The sequence below is a fragment of the Neobacillus cucumis genome (assembly GCF_016908975.1).
GTDB lineage: Bacteria > Bacillota > Bacilli > Bacillales > Cytobacillaceae > Neobacillus > Neobacillus cucumis.
The window spans coordinates 181,633-205,231 of record NZ_JAFBEX010000009.1; the positions used below are offsets into that span (position 1 = coordinate 181,633).

General features: G+C 36.5%; 25 protein-coding genes and 1 pseudogene. 6 read left to right on the top strand and 20 right to left on the bottom strand.

All coding sequences use genetic code 11. From position 1 onward, the window contains the following. Nucleotides 1-168: 168 nt before the first annotated feature. The gene (locus JOC76_RS14040) at nucleotides 169-666 is read left to right on the top strand and encodes a response regulator (RefSeq protein ID WP_307784729.1); all 498 of its coding nucleotides are present in this window, start codon (nucleotides 169-171) and stop codon (nucleotides 664-666) included. Nucleotides 667-746: 80 nt separating this feature from the next. On the opposite strand, the pseudogene JOC76_RS30875 reads toward JOC76_RS14040, so the two are convergent. Both JOC76_RS30875 and JOC76_RS30500 read right to left on the bottom strand, forming a co-directional pair. Further along, nucleotides 747-1,450, bottom strand: a pseudogene (locus tag JOC76_RS30875) (glycogen synthase); the annotation flags it as partial. A gap of 125 nt (nucleotides 1,451-1,575) precedes the next feature. After that, nucleotides 1,576-1,704 (bottom strand): hypothetical protein, encoded by a 129-nt coding sequence (locus tag JOC76_RS30500; protein WP_275591363.1) that lies wholly within the window; start codon nucleotides 1,702-1,704, stop codon nucleotides 1,576-1,578. Nucleotides 1,705-2,062: 358 nt separating this feature from the next. Here JOC76_RS30500 and JOC76_RS14060 point away from each other — a divergent pair, with 358 nt between their 5' ends. Continuing rightward, nucleotides 2,063-4,387 (top strand): TOTE conflict system archaeo-eukaryotic primase domain-containing protein, encoded by a 2,325-nt coding sequence (locus JOC76_RS14060; protein WP_307784723.1) that lies wholly within the window; start codon nucleotides 2,063-2,065, stop codon nucleotides 4,385-4,387. A gap of 175 nt (nucleotides 4,388-4,562) precedes the next feature. On the opposite strand, the gene rbsK is transcribed toward JOC76_RS14060, so the two are convergent. From rbsK to JOC76_RS14080, 4 genes are all read right to left on the bottom strand, one after another. Continuing rightward, the gene (gene rbsK, locus JOC76_RS14065; protein ID WP_205178482.1) at nucleotides 4,563-5,486 is read right to left on the bottom strand and encodes a ribokinase; all 924 of its coding nucleotides are present in this window, start codon (nucleotides 5,484-5,486) and stop codon (nucleotides 4,563-4,565) included. A 104-nt stretch (nucleotides 5,487-5,590) separates the two neighbouring features. Continuing rightward, nucleotides 5,591-6,331 carry a DUF2161 domain-containing phosphodiesterase gene (locus tag JOC76_RS14070; RefSeq protein ID WP_205178483.1) on the bottom strand — a complete coding sequence of 247 codons (741 nt, stop codon included), beginning with the start codon at nucleotides 6,329-6,331 and terminating at the stop codon, nucleotides 5,591-5,593. 24 nt (nucleotides 6,332-6,355) lie between these two features. Next, nucleotides 6,356-7,147, bottom strand: a complete 792-nt coding sequence (locus JOC76_RS14075) for a GNAT family N-acetyltransferase (protein WP_205178484.1) — start codon at nucleotides 7,145-7,147, stop codon at nucleotides 6,356-6,358. 234 nt (nucleotides 7,148-7,381) lie between these two features. Beyond that, the gene (locus JOC76_RS14080; RefSeq protein WP_205178485.1) at nucleotides 7,382-8,038 is read right to left on the bottom strand and encodes a hypothetical protein; all 657 of its coding nucleotides are present in this window, start codon (nucleotides 8,036-8,038) and stop codon (nucleotides 7,382-7,384) included. A gap of 330 nt (nucleotides 8,039-8,368) precedes the next feature. Here JOC76_RS14080 and JOC76_RS14085 point away from each other — a divergent pair, with 330 nt between their 5' ends. Next, on the top strand, nucleotides 8,369-9,793 hold the full coding sequence (locus JOC76_RS14085) for a transposase (protein WP_205178486.1): 1,425 nt from the start codon (nucleotides 8,369-8,371) through the stop codon (nucleotides 9,791-9,793). Nucleotides 9,794-10,401: 608 nt separating this feature from the next. Here the strand turns inward: JOC76_RS14085 and JOC76_RS30505 are convergent. The 3 genes from JOC76_RS30505 to JOC76_RS14095 all read right to left on the bottom strand — a co-directional run bounded on the left by JOC76_RS30505 (nucleotide 10,402) and on the right by JOC76_RS14095 (nucleotide 12,433). Beyond that, on the bottom strand, nucleotides 10,402-10,533 hold the full coding sequence (locus JOC76_RS30505; RefSeq protein WP_275591364.1) for a hypothetical protein: 132 nt from the start codon (nucleotides 10,531-10,533) through the stop codon (nucleotides 10,402-10,404). Nucleotides 10,534-10,989: 456 nt separating this feature from the next. Then, a complete protein-coding gene (locus tag JOC76_RS14090; RefSeq protein ID WP_205178488.1) occupies nucleotides 10,990-11,769 on the bottom strand; it encodes a DODA-type extradiol aromatic ring-opening family dioxygenase in 780 nt (259 codons plus the stop codon). Between the two features lie 19 nt (nucleotides 11,770-11,788). Next, nucleotides 11,789-12,433, bottom strand: a complete 645-nt coding sequence (locus JOC76_RS14095) for an alpha/beta hydrolase (RefSeq protein WP_205178490.1) — start codon at nucleotides 12,431-12,433, stop codon at nucleotides 11,789-11,791. Between the two features lie 169 nt (nucleotides 12,434-12,602). Here JOC76_RS14095 and JOC76_RS14100 point away from each other — a divergent pair, with 169 nt between their 5' ends. Further along, on the top strand, nucleotides 12,603-13,139 hold the full coding sequence (locus JOC76_RS14100) for a helix-turn-helix domain-containing protein (RefSeq protein WP_205178492.1): 537 nt from the start codon (nucleotides 12,603-12,605) through the stop codon (nucleotides 13,137-13,139). A 320-nt stretch (nucleotides 13,140-13,459) separates the two neighbouring features. Here the strand turns inward: JOC76_RS14100 and JOC76_RS14105 are convergent, their stop codons facing one another. The 7 genes from JOC76_RS14105 to garD form a co-directional block, all read right to left on the bottom strand. Next, nucleotides 13,460-13,777, bottom strand: coding sequence for a hypothetical protein (locus tag JOC76_RS14105; protein ID WP_205178494.1), 318 nt, complete (start codon nucleotides 13,775-13,777; stop codon nucleotides 13,460-13,462). Nucleotides 13,778-14,071: 294 nt separating this feature from the next. Continuing rightward, entirely contained in the window at nucleotides 14,072-14,959 is an 888-nt protein-coding gene (gene garR / locus JOC76_RS14110; RefSeq protein ID WP_205178496.1) for a 2-hydroxy-3-oxopropionate reductase, read from the bottom strand. 63 nt (nucleotides 14,960-15,022) lie between these two features. Further along, a complete protein-coding gene (locus tag JOC76_RS14115; RefSeq protein ID WP_205178497.1) occupies nucleotides 15,023-15,928 on the bottom strand; it encodes a dihydrodipicolinate synthase family protein in 906 nt (301 codons plus the stop codon). A 239-nt stretch (nucleotides 15,929-16,167) separates the two neighbouring features. Then, nucleotides 16,168-16,341 (bottom strand): hypothetical protein, encoded by a 174-nt coding sequence (locus tag JOC76_RS14120; protein WP_205178498.1) that lies wholly within the window; start codon nucleotides 16,339-16,341, stop codon nucleotides 16,168-16,170. A gap of 71 nt (nucleotides 16,342-16,412) precedes the next feature. Then, entirely contained in the window at nucleotides 16,413-17,513 is a 1,101-nt protein-coding gene (locus JOC76_RS14125) for a nickel pincer cofactor-dependent isomerase, group 22 (protein ID WP_455566066.1), read from the bottom strand. Next, entirely contained in the window at nucleotides 17,474-17,692 is a 219-nt protein-coding gene (locus tag JOC76_RS30000; protein WP_504739417.1) for a hypothetical protein, read from the bottom strand. Before JOC76_RS30000 ends, JOC76_RS14125 begins: the two co-directional genes overlap by 40 nt. A 50-nt stretch (nucleotides 17,693-17,742) precedes the next feature. Next, nucleotides 17,743-19,257, bottom strand: coding sequence for a galactarate dehydratase (gene garD, locus JOC76_RS14130; RefSeq protein ID WP_205178499.1), 1,515 nt, complete (start codon nucleotides 19,255-19,257; stop codon nucleotides 17,743-17,745). Nucleotides 19,258-19,382: 125 nt separating this feature from the next. On the opposite strand from garD, the gene JOC76_RS14135 reads away from it, so the two are divergent. Then, nucleotides 19,383-19,742, top strand: coding sequence for a LysR family transcriptional regulator (locus JOC76_RS14135; RefSeq protein ID WP_205178500.1), 360 nt, complete (start codon nucleotides 19,383-19,385; stop codon nucleotides 19,740-19,742). A 17-nt stretch (nucleotides 19,743-19,759) separates the two neighbouring features. Next, on the top strand, nucleotides 19,760-20,311 hold the full coding sequence (locus JOC76_RS14140; protein ID WP_239557727.1) for a LysR family transcriptional regulator substrate-binding protein: 552 nt from the start codon (nucleotides 19,760-19,762) through the stop codon (nucleotides 20,309-20,311). 85 nt (nucleotides 20,312-20,396) lie between these two features. Here JOC76_RS14140 and JOC76_RS14145 read toward each other — a convergent pair whose 3' ends face one another. The 4 genes from JOC76_RS14145 to JOC76_RS14160 form a co-directional block, all read right to left on the bottom strand. Then, nucleotides 20,397-21,329, bottom strand: a complete 933-nt coding sequence (locus JOC76_RS14145) for a DMT family transporter (protein WP_205178501.1) — start codon at nucleotides 21,327-21,329, stop codon at nucleotides 20,397-20,399. A gap of 118 nt (nucleotides 21,330-21,447) precedes the next feature. After that, nucleotides 21,448-22,347, bottom strand: a complete 900-nt coding sequence (locus JOC76_RS14150) for a TIGR01777 family oxidoreductase (protein ID WP_205178502.1) — start codon at nucleotides 22,345-22,347, stop codon at nucleotides 21,448-21,450. 302 nt (nucleotides 22,348-22,649) lie between these two features. Beyond that, complete coding sequence (gene ppnP / locus JOC76_RS14155; RefSeq protein WP_205178623.1) at nucleotides 22,650-22,970, bottom strand: pyrimidine/purine nucleoside phosphorylase; 321 nt, start codon at nucleotides 22,968-22,970, stop codon at nucleotides 22,650-22,652. Nucleotides 22,971-23,073: 103 nt separating this feature from the next. Continuing rightward, a complete protein-coding gene (locus tag JOC76_RS14160; protein WP_205178503.1) occupies nucleotides 23,074-23,367 on the bottom strand; it encodes an RNA polymerase alpha subunit C-terminal domain-containing protein in 294 nt (97 codons plus the stop codon). Nucleotides 23,368-23,599: the final 232 nt, after the last annotated feature.

The following is a 23,599-nucleotide window of genomic DNA, read 5'->3' on the forward strand; positions in this document are numbered from 1 at the left end:
CAAACCTTTATATTACTGTAATTAATATTTTGAAGTGTTTTAAGTAAAATAGTAATACCTTGATAGTTTCTTAGATCTGATATCTAGTATAGGATAATACTTATTCATGTGGTAGAATTAGTAATATGTAAATGTTTTCAGGGGGTTAAGGGGTAATTTAGAATTCTTATTGTTGAAGACGAAATTCGCATAAGTAATTTATTACGGATCTATTTACAACGTGAAATGTTCCAAGTTGATGTGGTCGATAACGGGAAAACTGGATTAGAATGTGCATTAAAGGAAGATTATAACTTAATTATTTTAGATGTATTGATGCCTGAAATAGACGGATACCAGGTACTTAAAGAAGTTAGAAAGATAAAAAAGACACCTGTGATTATTCTTTCTGCTAAATGTACCGATGAAGATATAAAATATAGCAAAGATTTGGGGGCAAATACATTTATTGCCAAACCTTTTAGTATCTTAAGACTATCAAAGAATAATCTTTGTGGAGGATTGATATCGTCTATTAAAAAAGTGGATACCTTATTAAGGTACCCACTTTATATATCAATACTCTGTCATCACCATACATCAGATGTTAACTCTGCACTCTATATTGGTTTACCAGCCGATTTAAAGGTATTGAATGCGCGTAAAAAGCTGTTTCTTTTTTGCTAGAAAGGGTCCCTCCTTCTCATGCTTACTCATTCTAATTCAGGTCAAAGCTCCCTAAATATATCGTTGTATTTCTTTGCGGATTACAACCAACTATAATCTTGCCTTATCGCTTTTTGTACTAAGCGGCTCCAAGTTTCATTTGCTGAAAAAAGAAATGCCTCTTGTAACTGTATGCAGCATATCATGAGCATTGAAATTTTTAAATGTGAAACAATTCCCGTTACCTGTAAACTCATCATATGATTGAACCGTATCGTTCAAGCCACCTCTTTCTCTGACAATGGGTATCGCTCCGTACTGTAATGCAATCAGTTGCCCTAATCCACATGGCTTAAATTGACAAGGCATTAAAACATATCTGCCCCTGCATAAATTTGATGTGCTAATGATTCACTAAAATCGATATAAACCCCTGCCTTATCAGGAAAGTCTTTTTCCATTTGGTTTAAAAAAGTTTTCATAATGATAGTCACCTGAACCTAGAATGATGAATTGAAGATCCTCCCTAATCATGTCCCAAAAAACATGAAGCACTAAATCTAAGCCTTTTTGATTGGTTAACCGTGTGACCCTCGCGATAATGGGTGTGCTTATCTTTTCTGGTAATCCGAAATAGCGCTGTAATACTTGCTTATTTTTTACTTTACCCTCAAACGTATCCATATCCTATGAAACAGTAATATCACGGTCTTCTTTTGGATTATATACAGTATCGTCTATTCCATTGACAATTCCGATTAAGCTTATTTCTGTGCTTTCGCAAAAAAACGTCAAGTCTTTCTCCAATTCCTTTTTGTGATTCAACATGAGCGCCAAATACTTTGTAGACTTAAACAAACTCCCCTTCGTGAAAAAGGTATACTTCATAATCAGTAGAGTGTGTTAAAACCAATCGTTTCACCTCTTGTCCTACTTTTGAAAGAAAGTCATAGTAGCTAAATCTGTACTAATAATCACTAAAAATTGATTTCCGCTGTATTTAGATTCGTTTTCCAGAACGTGCCTCATCGGTGTTCTTGCTTCTCTTGTAGTTTTCAAGTAAAGTTGTTAAGTTGTTCTCCCTTTCTTATTTAAATCAAAAATTCAATTCTAGATAAACAAGTAAAATTCGGTATTAAATAAATGCATTTTGTCTCGAAAAAAAAGGAGGATCAAGCAGAAGAACCGTCCCCATGCTTCCACCCATAGTTCTAGCCAAACGTATAGGTTCAAACTCCTTATTTCTGTAATTAAATGCATTAAACACTTTTAAATTTGAATTTTACTCATTTTCTTTTAGAAGTTCACTTAATCTGAAATTTGTTTTGTATACTCTCCTCCAAAATTCTCCAACCTTTGAATATACAACAAAAATTAAGGTACAATTGTATAATAAAATAAATTCGAGGGATCTATTGTGGAATTTGAACGTCTTTTAAAAGAATTGGAGCATTTAAGAAAAGAAAATGACTATTTAAAACACTTGTTATCTAATATGATGCATCAGCGGGATGAAAAGATAGAACTTTTTGAAAAAGAAAAAAAGATAAGCAATCGGTCATTGCCGAAAGAAAAAATACAGCTGTTTAAAAGTTTATTTAAAGGCCGCTCAGATGTGTTTGCTAATCGATGGGAGTCCAAGGATGGAAGAAGCGGATACACACCTTCCTGTGATTTAGAATGGCAAAAACCAATATGTCAAAAACCGAAGATTAAATGTTCGGAATGCGTACATCGGAAACTTTCACCTCTAACTAATCAAGAGCTTTTCAATCACCTCAGTGGAGCAAAAACAGTTGGACTTTATCCCCTCCTTCAGGATGAAACTTGTTTTTTTATAGCAGTGGATTTTGATAAGCAAAATTGGAAACAAGACGTCTTGGCATTTGTTAATGAATGTAAGTGTTCAAAAGTTCCTGCCTATGTGGAACGTTCTAGATCAGGTAACGGGGCACATGTATGGATCTTCTTTTCTGAGAAAATCCCAGCAGCGTTAGCCAGAAAACTTGGAACATATCTCTTAACAAAATCACTTGAAAAGCGGCATCAAATTGGAATGGACTCATTTGATCGAATGTTTCCGAATCAGGATACACTTCCTCGAGGAGGCTTCGGTAACCTAATAGCTTTGCCTCTTCAACTTCATTCCAAAAATAATGGTAACAGCGTGTTTGTAGATGAGCACTTTATTCCGTATCCTGATCAGTGGTTATTCCTGTCTTCAATTGCGAAAATAAGTAAACTGGACATTTTATCTGTTATAGATACACCTAACCAAACACAGGTAAAAGAAGATCTAATGCCCATGCCTATTCCAGAGAAAATAAAAGTTTATATGAAAAATGGGATATTTATCAAAAAGCAAGGAATTCCTTCATTTATATTTTCGAAAATAATGTCACTTGCAACATTTAAAAACCCCGAATTTTACAAAGCACAAGCAAAAAGAATGTCAACATATGGGATGCAACGGTCCATCAGTAGCTTTGAAGAAGATTCCGAATATCTTATCCTACCACGGGGATGTTTTGAGGAATTACAAAAGCTATTAACAGAACATTCAATAGAAATAGACATAGCAGATGAGTCCTATGATGGAGAGAACATTCAAGTAAACTTTAGCGGGCAATTAACTTCTCAGCAACAGGAAGCTCTCACTGAGTTATTAAAGCATAAAAATGGTACACTTGTCGCAGCCACAGGCTTCGGAAAAACCGTTACTGCCGCCTCCCTCATAGCCAAAAGGAAAACCAATACGCTAATTATTGTGAACCGTACTCAACTACTTCAGCAATGGATTGAGAGTTTATCCACCTTTCTCCAAGTCCCAGAGAAAGGAATTGGTCAAATTGGCGGCGGTAAATCAAAAATTACTGGGCAAATAGATGTAGCTACAATTCAAAGTCTTAATTTTAAAGGTAAATTAAAATCATTTATAACTCAATATGGGCAAATTATTGTGGACGAATGTCATCATATCTCTGCATTTAGTTTTGAAAAGGTATTAAAACAAGTTCGAGCTAAGTATGTTTATGGACTTACTGCAACCCCGATTCGAAAGGATGGGCTTCATCCTATTATTTTTATGCAGTGTGGGCAGATCCGCTACAAAACAAATGCTAAATCCCAAGCGAAAATCCGACCGTTTAACCATAAATTGATACCACGTTATACAAATTTAAAATCTGATTCAACTGACATTAATGAAATTTATCGGTTACTTTCCACCAATGAGTATCGAAACCAATTGCTGTTTGATGATGTATTAAATGAGCTAGATAAAGGACGTTCTCCTATCATTCTAACGGAGAGAATTGAACATTTGGAAAATCTTCGAAACCTTTTTAATAGATTTGCCAAGAATATTATCGTCCTATCAGGAAACATGACGAAAAAAGAACAAAGAAATGAATTGACTCGTCTTGCAAAAATTCCAGATAACGAAGAACGATTGGTTATTGCAATAGGAAAATACATTGGTGAAGGATTTGATGATCCGCGCTTAGATACTTTGTTTTTAGCTATGCCAATTTCATGGAAAGGTACACTTCAGCAATATGTTGGACGCTTGCACCGAATACATGCTGATAAACAGGAAGTTAAAGTATATGATTACGTTGATGTTCACGTACCCACACTAAAAGCTATGTTCGAAAAGCGTCTAAACGGATATAAATCGATGGGTTATGTTTCTGAGGAAAATAAACAAATTGATACGAATGAGCAAATGCAATTGTTTTAGTGAATTTAGGAAAATATGAGGACCGGACAAAATGCAACATGTCTGGTCCCATAATCTCGTTGAGGTTCGTTTGAGGGTCATATATTTTTTTGTCATCATAATCTACCCTCACTTCGAAATAAAGGTTCTTGATATTTTCATACTCCTTTGATTCTACCGCTAATAACCCTCCTGCCTACTCTCCCATTGATTTTAAAAATGTTAAAATCTTTTCCCGTGTGGGGATTGAGCTTTGGGCACCTTGGATTGTTACCGACAAAGCGGCGGCAGCAGTAGCATATTGGAGGCAATCTTGGATAGGATGTCCCAAAACGTTTTCTGCAGCAAAAGCACCAATAAAAGTATCACCAGCTGCGGTCGTATCAATCGCATTTACCGAAAAAGAAGGAGTAATAATTTCACATCCCTCCTGATTCCGATAAAGGGACCCATTTTTTCCGAGCGTAATAATTACCTCTTTTAACCCCCATTCGTTTAGTAGGCTTCCTGCTATTCGCGCGTGTTTGATATCTTTGACCGGTGTATCCGTGATCGCTTCCACTTCAGTTTCATTTAAAATCAGCATATCAAGTAATGGAAACAGTCCCTTTGGCACTTTAACTGCTGGAGCAGGATTCAAGAACACGCGCACTCCTTTTCTGTGTGCTGTTCGAATTGCATATTCCGTTGTAGGCCAAGGTATTTCATTTTGAAGCAAAATGATATCGCCACTTTTCATCCTCCGGAAAATCGGATCCAGATCTTCAGGCATGAATTTCCCGTTCGATCCCTCTGATAAAATAATGGTATTCTCCCCGGAAGAATCAACAGTTATGAAAGCAATCCCAGATGTAACGTCCTTTTCCAAGATAGAATCCGTGTTGATGCCTTCATTCTGGAGCGAGCTTACAAGTTTTCCGGCAAATGTATCAGTTCCAACCGCTCCGGCCATCATCACTTGTCCACCTGAACGGGCAGCAGCAACTGCTTGATTGGCACCTTTACCACCTGGATGATAGGCTGTCCCCCATCCCTTGATGGTCTCCCCCGGTTTTGGATGGTTTTCAACATGATTCACAATATCCATATTCATGCTTCCGATAACAACGATTTTACTCATTTTTAAAACCCGCCTTTTTTGGATAACACTTTTCATATTTTTTCAAAAATTTCTCCTGATCATTTTTCACCGTTGTAATCTATATGAATGGAACTGCAAAGAATTCAATCTAGATTGACTTCGTGCTTACTTATTCCATTTAAATAATAATTATAAAGATCAGGAAATTCCTTTATTTCTTCTTGTCCCTTCTCAGTGAGACAATAGGTACCTCTTTTGATTCTTTCAAACCAGCTATAATAGTTTTTAACAAGAATGGAGGAAGTTTTGTCTCCGGTTCCCAACTGAATTAATTTTTTCGGGGATAAGGGGCCAAAATGGCTTAGGTAACAAGCAATTTGGATGGAATTCTCCTTATAAGCTGTCATTATTTTAACCCTACTGCTTCCGCCAACATTAAAATCCGCACTTCGCCCATTGATTTCCTTCAAAACAGCATCTCTCTTTAACCTGCTTTGCCCCCTGCTTTTACCACGATTAAAAGGTGTTGGGTGGAACAGGACCTCGGTCTTCGCTCGTTTCGTTGGGTTCGAAACGACAATTAAACCCAATTCAAGCCTTTTAATTAAATGGCATTTATCTGCCCATCGTCTAGAATTTAAACGAAACTTTGGTTTGGGGATTGCAATATATACTTGATCTGATATGCGCTGTCGTTTTGCCGCCTGTATGAGCAAATCAACACTTAATGTAAGTTTTAATTCAATGATAATTAACTCCTCACCTTTAACAGCAACGATATCACAATCCTTTACTTCACCGTATACCTCATAGCCTTCTTTTACAAAAAAAGTCTGAATTGGTTTATATAAATCCATCTCTTGCAGCTTTTTTGTTTCCTTCATATGCCCTCACCATCCAATTCAAACCTAACTATCTCCCTGTATTTCTTTTATGCTCCTTCCCCCTAAAAAGGCGTGTCCCATTTTTAATTTTGCAACGGTCTTAAATCCATATTTTTGATAGACTTTCTCTATTTTTTCATTAATCGGAAACACCCAAAGGTTTTTTAGCCCCTTTTTATCAACTTCTCCTTGAATATAATGAATCAATTCACCAATTAATCCTCGTCCCCTATATTGCCCTAGAGTGGCCACACTTTCCATCCGTGCCTGATAGTCATGGATAAAAATACAGGCTGTTGCACAGGCAACACCATCACACCGAAGTAAATAATATATAAAGCTAGGATGATTAAATTCTACCTCAAAAGCCTTTTCCCTAACTGCTTTACCTCCGAATTCTGTAATACTGCATTCAATATTTAATGCTTCGGAATAATTCTCTTTTGTCACCAATTCTATAGAGATTTCCTTGCGTTTTTCCTTTTTCAAAACTTTTTGATCCCACAATTGAACAGGACCGATTAGCTCTTCGAATCCGAAATGTTCCAATATTAATTGGTCTACCAATTCCTTTTGGTCATCTAAATTATAAATATAAAATCTAGGTATAATTTTTCTAGAATTAAAAAAATTTTTTACTTCATCAATGATTAACTTTGGATTATCAATAGTATCACTAATATGAGCGTGATTTGCTGTATAATAATTGGGTTGATTTTCATTGCAAAAAATGGAACCCCAGGACGTATCTATTCGTTTAGTAAAGGTCTCTAAATATGCAAAATCAAGTGAAATAACGTCTTTTAAATTTATCATTGATTTCTCCTTTATTTATTTGGACATTAATTAAATTTTAACATAAAAATCCAATTATCCTTTAAAAAATTAAAAGCGTGGCAATTTATATCCACGCTTTTAGTGTTTAGCTTTCTAATTTTAATGCTAATTAATATCGAGTCTAGACTTTGTATTTTCAAAGTCTATTATTCCAAGTTCTCCTTTACTCAATGGTTTGGGGGTTAACCTTGAAAGCAAATGATTCGTTTAGAATCAGTTAATAGCTAATGGACTTATAAACTTGTAATGTGTTCTGAAAAAACTATAAATCGTTTCAGATGATTTTGAATGAAAAACGTTTGTTAAGGACTCAGGATTTCCAATATTTAAGGATAAAGTTACTTGATCATCTTTTGGAAAATTAGGATCATAAATATAAATGGAAAGTTCGTTATCATTCAAGTCATACCCATACGCAAGAACTTGATGATTTCTTCTGATCTCAAAAGGATTAAGGGATTTTACTCGGACTAGACCTATGGGTGAAAGCTTTCCGTTATCAAGATCATTTTTGATCCTGGGCCATTCTTTTTTAATCATTCTTAACTTTGTTTGCTTATCAGAGAAGACAGGATTCATGAAAACCATATATCTCATAAGACCGAATGGCAAATGAAAGCTTTTAATCTGCCGTTTCACGATATATTCGAACAATGGGCCAGAGGAAGGGGCTATCGGATTGGACGGGATTGGTATTCTTGCCTCAAAGTAATCCACGGCAGCAAAAATCATCCCGCCACAAAGACCATACGATGCATTTCCAATTGTAATCTGTCGACCCAAAACTTTTATTTTCATTGGAACATGCGGAAAGTGGTTTCCAAATTTAAAACCGGAAGAGCTGGGCAGAAAGCCTGTTAAGATTACCATAGTGATTTCCCCTTATACTTCAGTAAAAATAATCAAAACGTTTACCATTAGAATCTACTTTATTCATATTCCTTTAAATTTGGAATTATTATACTTGCCTTTCACACCCTTTTTGAATAATGGGTTATATATCTTTTTTAATAGAATTCAGCAAGATCTCTTTTTGACAGCGTTTAGTGTAAGTTTTACGATTCCACAGGCAGAACGCACCTTATTTTAATGAGGTGATGAATGCCTTTTTTTTTTTGCCATCTTGAGTCTTATTGATTGATTATTTCTATAATTATCCATATAATCAATAATATAGAACATTTGTTCGGAGTTGTTAAAATGGAGAAAGAGAAAAAATCACGTTATATAGTGGAACTCGATTTGCATATAGAGACATTTCAACTTCATATATTAGAAACTAGATTTGAAATTGCTCGTCATATCTACAATGCTTGCAAAGGGAAAATGCTAGAAAATATTACTCATATGAGAGCAGATGAGGAGTATCAATCTTGGTTGAGGGAAAAAAAATCCGAAGAACGGTCAATTGCACTTAGGAAAATCAGGGAAAAATTTGATGTCTCTCAAACCGGGGCTGAGCGAATCGTCAAAGCAATGGGTAAACATTTTAAACAAAAGAAGCCAAAGAATACAATACATAAACAAAAAGTTCATTTAGATTCACATGTCGTACAGAAAATTGCCCTTCAAGTTTGGAAATCTATTTCTGACTATCTTTTTGGTAAAGGTAAAAAGGTTCATTTTAAAAAGTATGGACAATTCGATTCGGTTGAAGGAAAGAATAATCGTGCTGGATTAACTTATGAAAACGGAATTTTGTATTGGAATGGTTTAATAATGAAAGTGCATATTCCATTGAAGGATACATACATCCAAAAGGCATTTCAAGACGAAATTGCCTATTGCCGTTTAGTTCGTAAGACGATTAGAGGAAAAATCAACTATTATTTGCAGTTAATTCTAAAAGGGATCCCTCCACAAAAGCAAGAACCTTGTGATGGAGAAGTCGGTATCGATATTGGCTTCTCAACCGTGGCTGCTGTGTCCAATAAAGAAGTGATGATTGAGGAATTTTGTGAAAGTTTAGATATGTTAGATAAAGAAAAACGACTTATTCTGAGGAAAATGGATAGATCTAGAAGAGCGACCAATCCTAATAAGTACCATGAAAACGGCACTATAAAAAAAGGGAACAGAGATAAATGGATACGTTCTAAGCGTTATTGGAAACTATTATTTTACTTAAAAGAAATCTGCCGTAAGATCGCCACTGTTCGGAAAATCATGCACAATAAACTAGCTAATACTATCCTTAAGATGGGTAACAAGGTATTTTGCGAAAAGATGAATTATAAGGGTCTTCAGAAAACGAAATTCGGCAAGAGGATTGGATATAAAGCACCGAGTATGTTCTTAAGAATCGTAAATACAAAACTATCTTATCAAGGAAAGAAGATTGAATATGTTAATACATGGACGGTAAAAGCCAGTCAATATTGCCATATTTTAAATGAGTATCAAAAGAAAAAGTTATCTCAAAGGTTTCATGTGCTCCCAGACGGGACAAAAATACAGAGAGATTGTTATTCTGCCTGGTTAATTAAAAACGTAAGTGAAACGAAAAATAAAGTAAATCGAGAGAAGTGTTTAACCGATTATTTATCATTTTTTGAAAACTACAAAAAGACCGAAGATACTCTTCGATCATTAAATAAAAAGTTTATAGCTAGTATCGGGTTTTAATATTGTATAATGCAAACCTTTGCCGTGTTGAATCCCACGGAAGAATAGGAACGCTAAGACGTGAGTTTTAGCTAACTCTTGTTTGGCAGGTTAAAGCCGGATGCGAATACTAAACGGCGACTGGAAATCGACTGGTTTCCGCCATGTCTAAGACTGTATTTCTTATGCGTGGAAGAGCTGTTCATTCGCGAATGTCGCATGGAAAACTCACGAGTCTAAACGACAAGAACCATCTACTTGTTTAGTAAGGAAATGGAAAAGTACATGCGTCCTTCATTCAAAGAAGGTCTATCTTTAGAACCACCCTATTTCAATGGGGTGAGGATTCAGTATAGTATAAAAATCAGTTATAATAAAACTATTAATGAATAAATTAAAAAAGACCAGACATGCAGCTACATGTCCGGTCTAGCAATAGACGGTTCCCTCTAAGGGCAATCGGCTAGGAAGGAATAATCCACCTGAGCCTGCGAACTCAAGGGTGGATTATTTTTTTGATTTAAATGACAGCACATTTAGGACAGTACTTGCAAAAGTAATCCTACTATCGCTTTCTTTACCTTTTTCAATGAAAAGGTCAGTTATTTTTTCAGGGAATCGTTTTGTAATTATTTCTGTTCCAATTTATTGACTTTTCTTTTTACTTCTGCCGTCTCTTTAAATAAAAGCTCTACATCTGAATTGACATCAAATTTCAATGCTTTCAGATCTCTTCTTATAGTTGTTAAATTTTCAGTCATTAGCGTAGATTGTGTTTAATAATATCTTTTATCTCTTGTTGTCTAGATATTAATTGTTCTTGACCATTTCCAAATTTATTGATTTATCAACATTTTGGAAAATCTTAATTGAGTAACCAGTGATATTTAAAATAAGCGGAGATTTTTCGGTTAGACTACAGAATAGAGCTCGGTTCGGGGTATATAAGCGGAGTTTTTCCGTTTAAGCGAAGCAAAATTAGCTAATTTCAGCTTTTTCCAGTCAATAAGCGGAATTTTTCCGTCTATTTAAGCAATTTTCAGTGCTATTTCCTAATTAAGAGAAATTTTTCCGCTTATTGATCAAACTCGCTTTAGCGACTAATGAACTTGTACAAATTAAAGGTACTTAGTGAAAAAAAGGCTTAGAGATATTTGCATCTCTAAGCCTTTTTGACTGTAAATCAAGAACCAATTAGCACTTCTTCCTTAGCAGCCTTATCCAAATTGCCATACACTATGACTAAGGTTTCCATAGCGAAACTCTCTATGAAGCAAGGTTGCTTTTGGATTGTTATCTGCTGCACCCATTGCATAAAAGAGTGGAATAAAGTGCTCATTCCCATATGGAGGTACCGCATGTGTCGCATGTGGAGCAAGTGAATGATAGTTATATAAGGATACTAAATCCCACTTTTCAAGTTTTTTGGCTAACCATTCATCAAATTCAAGTGCCCATGAATCAACCACGCCATTGTCATCCCAGTTTAAGGCTCTTAAGTTGTGAACGGTCCCTCCACTGGCGATGATTAATATATCCTTAGCTCTTAAATCTGATAAAGCTTTTCCAATTTTATATTGCTCGCTAGGAGTAAGATTTGGATTCACCGACATAGAAATAACCGGAATATCAGCATTCGGATAAATCATACGAAGAACTACCCATGCCCCGTGATCCAGACCGCGAGTTGTATCATTTTTAAAGGCAATCCCATTACTACTGAATAGGTCTTCTATTTCGTCAGCAACCTCATGATTCCCACGAGCGGGATACTCAATCGTATAAAGTTCCGGATCAAACCCGCCAAAGTCATAGATCGTACTATATTGATCGACTCGGCTTACCTGTTGAACCTCGTTTACCCAATGTGCCGAAAACAACACAACCGCTTTCGGGCAAGGAAGGTTTTGACCCAATTGATTTATAAAATTTGTATAGTCGTTATTCTCAACTGCAAGTAATGGTGCACCATGAGCGATAAATAAGGATGGCAACATTTTAAATCCTCCCGTTTTTTTATCTTTGTAAATCATTTAAAATCCAGGCCTGAAAATCTTGAAGATTTTTTTCGGATACGGTGTGCCCTTCTGGATAAGTTTTAAAAGTGACAGGCACCCCAAGCTTTGTAAAATAATCTACATTCTCTTTTCCCCATTCATATGGCAGGATCTGATCATATTCTCCATGAGATATAAAAACTGATAAATGCTTGCCTAGGTTAATCTTGTATTCTTCCTTCACAAATTGAGGAATATAACCACTGAGAGCTATGAACCCTTTAATTTTGTTTCCAAGGGTGAGTGCCAATGTCATGGAAACAATCGCCCCTTGGCTAAAGCCCATCAAGTATACTTGCTCTGGGTCTATTGGATAGTTCGCTGATGCGTAATCAATAAAGCCAGCTAATTTGTTAATTCCTTCATCGAATACTTCTCGATGTGGTTTTCCATAGCCTTGAATTGTAAAATACGCGAATCCAGGTCCTTGGGACAGATGTCCTCTTACACTAAAGATATAGAAGGAATCCTCCAGACCATTAACGAGTGAGAGCATGTTGTGTTCGTTACTTCCGATACCATGCATAACGAATAAGGCAGGATACTTTTTCCCAGGAACAAGTGTTTTAGGACGGCGAAGTTCATAAACCATTTCAGTTTCCATTAGGACAACCTCCTTAAATTTATATAATGAAATATGATGATTTTAAAAAGTTTACTTATATGAATTATTGTTCTTCTATACGATACCAATAAAAATGATGGCATGTCAATGGCTATTTTGTTAATATGAAATTAAGTTCACTATTACAAAACTTTCGAGGTGTTACAGAATGGATATCGGTTCTAAGATACGTACCATTAGAAATAGAAAAAAAATAACGATTGCGCAAATGTGTGAGGAAACGGGCCTATCGAAGGGTTTTATCAGCAATGTTGAAAACAATAACACTTCTCCATCGATTAGTACCCTACAAACCATCGCAGCTTTCTTAAAAGTTCCTTTACCTTATCTTCTTTTAGAAAAAGACGAACATATGACGATAATTCGAAAAAACGAACGACAAGTAACGTCTTCTGGGGAGTCCAATTTAAAGGTCGAGCATTTAGCTACAAGAGGTGGATTAAGCGTTCGATTAGTGGAATTTCCTCCAGGAGCTTCAACCGGGGGGAAAAATGCACATGAAGGGGAAGAATGCCATTTAGTTCTCAAGGGGAAGATTCTCGCAGAACAAGGAGAGGATTCCCATATTATAGAAGAAGGAGACACGTTCAGCTGGTGCGCAAGTGTCCCTCACTTCGTTAAAAATATTGGAGATGAAACAGCCAAAGTCTTAATTGCTGTCTATACCGAAGGATCAGAATTTTAAGTGCAACGATTTTGAAAAACTCTATGGGAGACCACCAGCATCAATAAAAAATAGCACTTTAATTTAAACCAATCTTTAATAAGTTTTTCAAAAACACTCTTGCGTTTTTCTTAATTTCCATCTTAACTTTTAATTAATGTTTTCCCTCTCGTTTTTTATATTATGCTGTTCATAAGATTAAAAAAGACCGAACATGCAAGGAGCATGTCCGGTCAAACGTTCCTGACTAATTCATGGGTAGATGCATTTTTTTGGGGGTAAAAGATAGGATTTTTACGATTAAACTCGCAAATGTCATTCAATAAAATCATTACAAATGATTATTGTCGAGTTAATCGTTCGACCTCTGTTTCTAGAGCATAAACACATTTATTCAAAACTTCGGTTTTAACGTCAACGTGTTCAGCAATTTTATCCGTATATTGTCCGAGACTTTCAATCATGTTTGTTTGAAATTTCTCCTGTCCTATTTTAATTTCTTTTAATTCCTGATCAATAACATTCATACGTGTTTCAATTGTAACAAAACGTGGTTCAATAGTATCCAAACGTTTATTAATTGTATCCAGACGTTTATTAATAGGTTGTAATTCTTCTCTGAGAACTGAGCGTAATGAGTCTTTTAATTCATTATTCAAAATCATTACCTCCAACTTTATTATATTATAACAAGTTTAACTAGGTATTTGGAAAGATTATTTTACTATTACTTCTTTTTTAATTAATTACTGTTATAGAATAAATTAAGAGTGGAAGTGCTCGGTAGGAATTACCAAAGAAGATTTCGCGGAATATAATTAGAGTATATCACTTTAATTATATATCCTTTTGGCAATTTTTGGTTATTTCACAAAATTGTAATAGACTAATCGGAAATTAAAAAGGAGCCCTATTAATCAGTGCTCCCCCGCGTTTTCCTTTATCTAAAGTAGTTATCGACTTACTTCAACATTAGCCAACTTTTCATAATATTTTAAAAGACTGCTATGATCATCAAACTCATGACCATCTCCCTTTAAGGCATACATCATTTCAAGAACAGCAGCTGTTAATGGTGCTGGTGCTCCATATTCATGACTAGTTTCTAGTGCATTTGTTAAATCTTTCATGTGCAAGTTGATGCGGAATCCTGGGTCGAAGTTACGATCCAGCATCATTGGAGCTTTTGCATCTAGGACCGTGCTACCCGCTAATCCGCCGCGAATCGCTTGGTATACGGCTTCTGGATTTACACCAGCTTTTTGTGCTAAAACAAATGCTTCAGATACAGCTGCGATGTTTAGGGCTACAATTACTTGGTTGGCTAGCTTTGTTACGTTACCTGCACCGAGCTCACCCACGTGTACAACAGATCCAGCCATCGCTGCTAATACATCTTTTACTTCTTCAAATGCTTCTTTGTTACCGCCAATCATAACCGAAATGGTTCCATCAATGGCTTTTGGCTCTCCGCCGCTGACAGGTGCGTCTAACATTTCAACCCCTTTTTCTACTAAAGCACGATAAATTTCTTGGGAAGCAGCAGGTGCGATGGAGCTCATATCTACAAAGATTAAACCTTCTCGTGCACCTTCAATGAGTCCATTTTCTCCTAGAGCAACAGCTTTTACGTTCGGAGAGTTTGGAAGCATCGTGATCACGATATCTGCCTTTTCAGCAATCGCTTTTGGAGTTGTTTCAACTTCTGCACCTAATTGTACAAGTTCTTTTGCTGCATCCTTATTAAAATCACTTACGATTAACTGGTATCCAGCTTTGATTAAGTTTTTGCACATGGGCTTACCCATAATTCCTAGACCGATAAATCCAATTTTTTTCATAAATGATCCACCCCACGTTTGTTTTGTTAAGAAACAATATTCATATATCTTATCTAGTTCGTATTAGTTGTTAATGAACCTTGCTTCAACCATTGATTTTTTTAGCGTCTCTAATACTTGCCCTTTACTGCTTTGAACTGGTTTTACACATTCCCCAACCTCTAATCCCATCAAATTAGCCATATCTTTAGTGGCGACAGGGAAGGTGGCTTTGTCTTGAGCAAGTCGAACTGGATCTAAAGTAAATTGTGCTTCTAATGCTCCTGCTAGATCGCCCTCCATATATTTGTTGTAAATAGAGGTAACTAATGGGCCAAACATATTGGCGGTTGAACAAACACTCCCTACTGTGCCAATGCACAGACCAGGAAATACAAGCGTATCTTTACCAGCCATTACTTTAAAATCAAAATCCCTAGTGCGGCGAACTAATTCACTTAGCAGTGTAAAATCTCCACTTGAATCCTTTATGCCAACAATATTATCAACATCTCGTCCTAATTTCTCTACCAAATCAGCGGAAATGTTGTAGCCGGCTCGACCTGGGTTATTGTATAGCAGTACTGCGGTGTTTGGTACGGCCTCTGACACTGCTTTAAAATGATCGTATAATTCATCAAAATTTGGCTTTAGAAACATTGGTTGGAGGATTGAAATGCCATCTGCCCCCAAAGCTTCTGCCATTTTAGCTTGACGAATGGCATGCTTGGTTCGAATGACCCCAATACCATAGTAAACGGGAACCCGCCCTTTTACTTGTTCAATGATGATTTCAAAAGCATGTTGCAATTCATTCTCATCAAACGCATAGAATTCACCATTACTTCCAAAAGCTAATATCCCATGGACCCCATCTTCAATCACATGGTCTACCATAAAACGTAACTTTGCTTCATCGATATTTTCCTCTTGATCAATTGGTGTAATGATTGGAACGATAATTCCTTTAATATTGTCGACATTCATCATAATGAACTCTCCTATTTTAGTATTCTCTGAATTTAACATGATCCAGGGTGGTACAACTGTATGGGGAAAATTTATATAAATCTATTATATATTTGTCTGACAAATAAACCATTAGGCAAATGCACAATAAATGGCGATTCTTTTTAGTATGAGCAACTGATCGAAAGAATTTCAATCATGTTATGGTAAAAAAAGTTTTGGATTCACACCCCAAAGCCATTTTTAGTAATCTTTAAGGTTCATCCATACAAACGAACGATGAAAACATGTACTTTGTTCATGTTGCCGCTTTGATAACCACCTAAATCCAACGTAATATATTGGTAACCGAATTCTTGAAGTTTCCTTACAATCGTGTCCTGATTTTCAAGAATCGTCTTCATGTCAGAGGGTTCTACCTCGATTCTCTCCATTTCCTGATGTGTTCGTATTCTTACTTGGCGTATATGTAGAGATTTTAAATCATTAATTCTCATACTTTAATTTAGAAGAGATTACCATGTTCATTAAAACTCATATATGCTGGTTCACCTAAGATTTCAATATTCGCATTCATCTTTGCTTCTTCCATCAGGCATTCAGAGATGAACATATGTTCAAGCTCCAACGTATTTTTAATCCGGATCAACTTCATTTGGTTATAGTCCACGTCAAAACAAGTTTTCATGGCAGCTCTAATCGCCAAGCTATCATTTTCCATAACCATAGGAATTTTTACGCTTTGTGCCAATCTATTTGTTAATGGGTTGGGGTAAGTGGACTCAAATGATATCTTATCAAAGAGTCTTCTTGAGCAAATATCACCATTAGCGATTCCGTTTGCATTGCCATGAGACTCTTTCGTCAGATCCAGAACAGCTAGTCTTTGTGCCAGTGGATTATATTTTAAGGAACCTGAGTAATTCCTTCTAATAATATTAGGATCCATTCCGCTGCCTGAGATGTTTTTCCCCATTTCATCCACGATAAGAACATCACATTTTTCAAACATGATGCTTGGCATAAGGCTGTGTGCTTCTTGCAGCAATCCCGGTTCCTCATCCATAATCCGTTCACTTGGTATGGCAACAATTTTATAGGTTTCATCATAAGCGTTCTCGATCATTCCAACCGCAAAGATGATTTTTGATTTTTCTAAAGTCACTCTTGCAATCTCTTCCACCCTGAACGGAATGTTTTCTACACCAGCGGAATGAATGATTTCAGCACCTACTTGTTTACCTAGCCCCACTGCGATCATTTTGGCCAAGCCGCTTTCATAGGGTGCCCTAAAGGATGTATGAGGCTTAATGCGACCTGTAACAATAATAGCATCCGCTTTCGTATAGGTATTCTTATCGATATTAACTGGTAGTCCATTTTTGGAGACCCCAATCTGAACAACTTCCATGCTGGAAACAATCGGTGCTCCTGTAAATTCTTCCGATATCCCAAGCTCAGTAAGTATTTCTGCCTGTCCTTCTCCAGTAGCTCCGCCATAGCTCCCCATTGTTGGCACAATAAACGGGTAAGCACCTATGCCTTTGACCGCCGTTACAATTTCTCTCACGATGCAAGGCATATTGGCAATTCCTCCACTGCCCACAGCAATAGCAACTCGGGCACCATCCTTGATTCTTCCAATAATTTCTTCCTTACCGAGTTCATCCTCACAACCGCAGGTACATCTGCAATCGTTTCTATTGGGAATCGCTGTCTGATTTTAATCATACTTGGGATGTTAATGCCTCTAAATAATTTCTCCATTTCAATACCTCTTTTCAAAGGGGAACAGCGTATGTTGTTCCCCTTTTACAAATGTATATATCCTTTAATCAGGTTATTGGTGCTGGATTAAAGAGGGTAAAATCATTATAAATTTCGTATTGTTCTGCAAAAGTGTGCTTTCTTCCACTGGCAACATCAATAATTTCGTTGAATAATAGAGTTCCAATTTCTTGAATGGTTGCTTCACCTGTTGCAATGGGTCCTGCATTAACATCGATCAAATCTTGCCACATATTTATCATATCATCTCTTGAACATACTTTAATCACTGGGGCTGCTTCTAATCCGTAAGGCGTTCCTCGTCCCGTCATAAAAACTTGGAGCGTCATGCCACTGGATAACTGGCACGAGCCACATACAAAGTCACTGGCTGGAGTGGCTGCAAAAATCATACCCTTTTTCGTTGGTCTTTCTCCTGGTGAAAGGACTTCTACAATTGGAGATGCACCAGATTTAGCAATCGAACCCATTGCTTTTTCAACAATATTGGATAGCCCCCCTTCTTTATTACCAGGAGTCGGATTCGCTGAACGGTCGACTTGACCATTATTTAGGTATTGATCATACCATTTCATTTCATCCGCTAGTTTTTTCCCAACCTCTTCGTTCACACAACGCTCTGCAATGATATGGACACCATCACGGACCTCGGTTACTTCAGAAAACATAACGGTTGCCCCCGCATTGACTAACATATCGGCAGCATATCCGGCAGAAGGATTCGCGGTTACACCTGAGAAAGCATCACTTCCACCGCACTGTAAACCAATACATAATTGAGAAAGAGGCAGCTCAACACGAACTCTTTTATTCAATTTTTTTAATTTGTTTTCTGCCATATTCATAATTGCTTCCATGATCGCAACATGGCCCATTTCGTTTTGAAACGTTACCACATTTTCTTGAATGTTATATTCTTCATCCAACAACATTTCTAATGTTAGTTTTTCACATCCCAAAGAGATGATCATCGTCTCCCCACCGAAATTCGGATGTTTGACCATGTTTTGCAGCATTCGAATCGGGATTACGGCTTCAGGGGCATTGATGGCAACGCCGCATCCATAGGCATGATTGATCGCTACCACATCATCTACATTTGGATATTTTGGTAGAAGTTCTTTTTTAATTCTCTTTACCGCGTTATTTAAAACACCTGTTACACATTGAACAGTTGTCACAATTCCCAAGATATTTCTTGTTCCACCATATCCTCCGTCTGGGTTTGGATAACCCATAAACGTTCTTGCCGGTGGTTCAGGTAAATCTGTTACCAAATTGGTTCCAAACTTCATTTCATCCAAAGATGGAGGAATTGGAAGTTCCAACATATGTTCATTAATCCAATCGCCTTTTTCAATAGGTTGTTTCGCATAGCCTAAGGTAACCCCATAACGAACAATCGCGCCGCCTTCTGGAATAGGGTATAAGGCAATTTTGTGTCCTTGAGGAATATCCTGATTAGCGACAATACCTTCCATGATCATCGTGCCAGCTGAAATGGCATTTACTGTAATTGCAACGTTATCATTTTCATTTATTTTAATATAACGATTTCCCACATTTTTACCTCCTTAACACTTGTTCTCTCTTTAAAAACATTGTACGCTTGGTTCATATATAAAGTAAAAGTGTTAAATTTTAGACTTCTCTTAAAAAAATTAATAGTAATAGGGAGAACATGGAAATGGAGTTAAAACAGCTGGAATATATGATTAAAATTGCGGAGGAAAAGAATATCACGAAAGCTGCCGAAAAACTTTTTATTACTCAATCAGCGTTAAACCAACAACTTTTAAGACTAGAGAAAGAACTGGGAACACAACTTTTCTTCCGCTCCAGAAGCAATTGGCATTTAACACGGGCAGGGGAAATTTATATTGAGAATGCAAAAAAAATGGTCCGCATTAAAAAAGATACGTATAACCAAATTAATGATTTAATCGAGATAAAAAAAGGATTACTAAGAATAGGATTAACTCCGGAACGTGGACCTGAAATGTTTGCGGCGATTTATCCCATTTTTTACAAAAATATCCTAATGTAAAAATAGAACCCTTGGAAATGAGGGTAAAACAACAACAACAAGAAATCTCTCTGGGAAATCTTGATATTGGTTTTGTAACCTTACAAGATTTCCAAAAAACAAATGACAAGTATATTCATATTTGTTCAGAAGATATTATTTTAGCCGTCCCTAAAGCGCATCCCCTTTCCCATTTGGGAGGAAGAATGGGTGAAACCCTTCCAGAAATTAGCTTGGATTGTTTTAAAGATGATTCTTTTGCCATCATGCAGAAAGGGTCCACGCTGCGGGAAATCTATGATAATCTCATTGCCGAGGAAGACTTCCATCATCATATTCTTTTAGAAACCAGAAGTGGTCATAATTTATATCATATGGTCGCTGAAGGAATCTGTTGCTCCATCTTTCCAATTAGCTATGCAAAGGATAACTCTAACGTTTCCTATTTTCTAATTAAACAAAAACCAGTTTGGAATGTTTGTGCTAGTTACAAAAAAGACAGTTATCTAAGTTTGGTAGCTAAAGATCTGATTAAGATTGCTACCGATTATTGGTCAATAAAATTGAAAGATTTTGACAAAAATGGATAAAGCAGAAAAAAAGACGGTTCTCCTGGCAATTAAAAACCTGGAGAACCGCCCCTTTTAGCTAGAATAGACTCGCAAAAGCAATTATTTAAATATTATTACCTTTGTTTATTAGTTGACTCTTTTTCTTACCAACAAGAGTCCCAACCTTTTGAATCGGAACACTAAAAATGATAAGTAATGCTGCAAAATAGTCCGAAATGGTCAGTTTTTCACCCAGCAATATAACAATAAACACAAGCGTAACAAAAGGTGTAAAGAACGTAAAGCTTGCAATTAAAGAAGCGGGAGAATATTTCAGCGCCCGGAAATACAGGAAAAATCCTAATACAATATTGCTTATACTCAACCATGAAACACCGAAAAAGTCTGTCCTTTGAGGAATGAGAAACTCAGAAGACAGAAGCATCGATCCAACAGATAAAACAAAGGCTGTAAAGGTAATAAAAAAGGTGCTAAGGAACATGTCTTTTTTGTTCTTCTTTATTAGGTTCGTAAAGAGTCCCCAACTAACGGCAGCCAATATCGCGAATAAATCTCCCGTGAAGTTCGTAAAGGTTACATTTGCTAAATCACCTTTTGTAACAAGGAGAAGCGTACCCATAAAACCCATAACGATTGAAAGGGACTTGGACACCGTTAACTTCTCTTTATGGATAGGAATCGCAAATATAACAATAAATATAGGAAATAAATAATTAAGCATCGATGCTTCGACAGCTGGGATACGTTCAAGGGATTTCAAGTAAAAAAAGTCATAAAGGAACGAAAGTGTTCCGCATAAACATAAAAATGCAAATTCTGATCGTTTCCACGAGAGGATTGCACTGAATTTTCCTTTGAAAACAACTATGATAAAAAAGGCGGCAACTCCAATTCCATACATATAAAACAGCACTTGATAACTATCAAGATTGTTTAAGAGTAGTTTACTAATGGCTGCTAGAGAACCCCACATTAGCAGTAATATCGGCATTAAAAAGTAAGGACTTTTTGTTACATCTATTTTTTGATTTTTCATAAGATACAGTTTCCTATCAAGATTTTGAAGTATACGCTATTATAATCTTTCCTTACATTTTTGCATTGTTTAAAATTTCACTAACCTTGCTGATAAATATAATCATCCCAAATTCTAATCAGACTAATAAATCGCTTAGCGCAGATTCTAAAGTAGGGAACTCAAATTCAAATCCTTCACTTATTAAAACTTCGGGTACCACACGTTGTCCCTCAAGGACGAGTGAACTCTTCTTCCCTAGCACCAATTTCATCATCATGGAAGGTACAGGCAGCCAATGAGGACGATGCAAAACCGAACCGATGGTCCTGCCGAATTCTCCCATCTGTTTGGGATTTGGTGCTGTAATATTTACAGGGCCGTTTAAATGGTCATTTGTTATGGCAAAAAGAAGGGCCCGGGCTACATCTTTAACGTGTACCCAAGAAACCCACTGCTTTCCCGAACCCATTCTACCACCCATAAACACTTTATATGGCAAGACCATAAGAGGAAGGGCTCCGCCTTCATTACCCAAAACCACCCCAAATCTCATAAAAACGGTACGTATGCCATATGAACTTACAGTGGCAGCCTTTTTTTCCCAATCATTCACGGTTCGTCCGAGAAAATCATCCGCAACTTCCAAAGATTTTTCCGTATACACAGCCTGTAGTGATGGCGGATAAATGCCAATTGCACTTGCATTGATAAAAACAGAAGGCTTTTCAGGCAGTGCGGCAACGATTCTGATTAACTCTTCCGTCCCAATCATCCGGCTTTCATAAATTTGTTTCTGATGTTTGGGTGTCCATCGCCCAGCATTAATGGATACTCCCGCTAGGTTTATGACCACATCCGCCCTTTTTATTTCATTTTCGGGAGAAATGCCAGTTTCCAGCCACTGGATATACTTGATATTTCGTTCCGATGGTTTCTTCTTTCTCGTTAGAATCACGATATCATGACCTTCTTCCAGAAGAAGACCGGTTACGATTCGACCAATAAATCCTGAACCGCCAGCAATGAGAATTTTCATTCGCCCACTCCGTTTCATGTATTTTAGAATAAGTAGTTATGACGACGCCCCGCCGCAATGGTATTTTAGGCAACATTTTCACCTTTAATACCGCTTCTTTTGGTGAAATGAAATCCATGTTTTATCTCTTTGAATCGAAGCAACCCTGCAGTTACCTGACGAGGAAAGGTAACTTTACGGTGCTCAAGTAAAATAAGAAAAAGCTGCCTCGGGTGACAGCTCTATCCTTTAACTCTTGCACAAAATAGTATTAGTAATTACGTTGTACTTTAAAAATTTTAACATCTATTATTTATATTAGATCAATTATCTTCGGGAAGGTAGGAACAACAATAATCTACAACAGAATGAACCTTTAATAAAAAGCTTTCATTTGCAGGTACATAAAATACACCATTATGTTCAATCGACTTCCAATCCTGTCCTTTTACTTTATATTCCAGTGTCCCAGCTTGAATATCCATCTCTTCTTTTAGAGTTGTTGAAAATTCATATTCTCCTGGAAGCATAATTCCTAAAGTTTTTTGTGTTCCATCTGGAAATACTACAGTTCTACTTGTTACTTTTCCATCAAAATAAATGTTTGCTTTTGTACTGATTGTTACATTATTAAATTGTGACATTGAATTCATCCTCTCACTCTTCTGTTTTCATTAAATCACAAAATTTTCAGAATGAAAACTAAAAGTTGAGAGTTCTGATTAATATCTCAGAATCTGAAACTCTTTACTCTCTAAAAGATAACCCTTCTTCCTTCAAAGCAGCCCTAAGTTTCGGTAAAGAAGCTGGACCCATACCGTGAAATTTCAAAATCTCTGTTTCACTATATGTTGATAACTTCTGTAAAGAAACTATTTCATTGTTTTCTAAGGCTCGTCTTGCTGGTGCTGATAGCAATGCAAGAAATTCATCTTCAGGTTTTCGTTCTTGCTCACATCTCGGACAGGTTGGACAATCGCTACTTTTATAATATTTATGTCCTTTGGTACAAGTCTTTAAAATTTTGTTGCGAGTTGTCATCTTAAAATGTCTCCTTACATTGCAAAATTTTCATAGTGTACTTATAAATTGAAAACTAGCATTCGATATATTGTAAATAAATGGGGAATCCACTATCCATCACCTAAATTTTCATTTTTTGTTTTCACCCATTCGTCCAGTTGTCTTTGAACCTCTCCCGTTACGATTAAATGTTCAAAACCAATCGTCAAACATGATTGATACATTTATTGTCATTCAGCATTACCCCCTA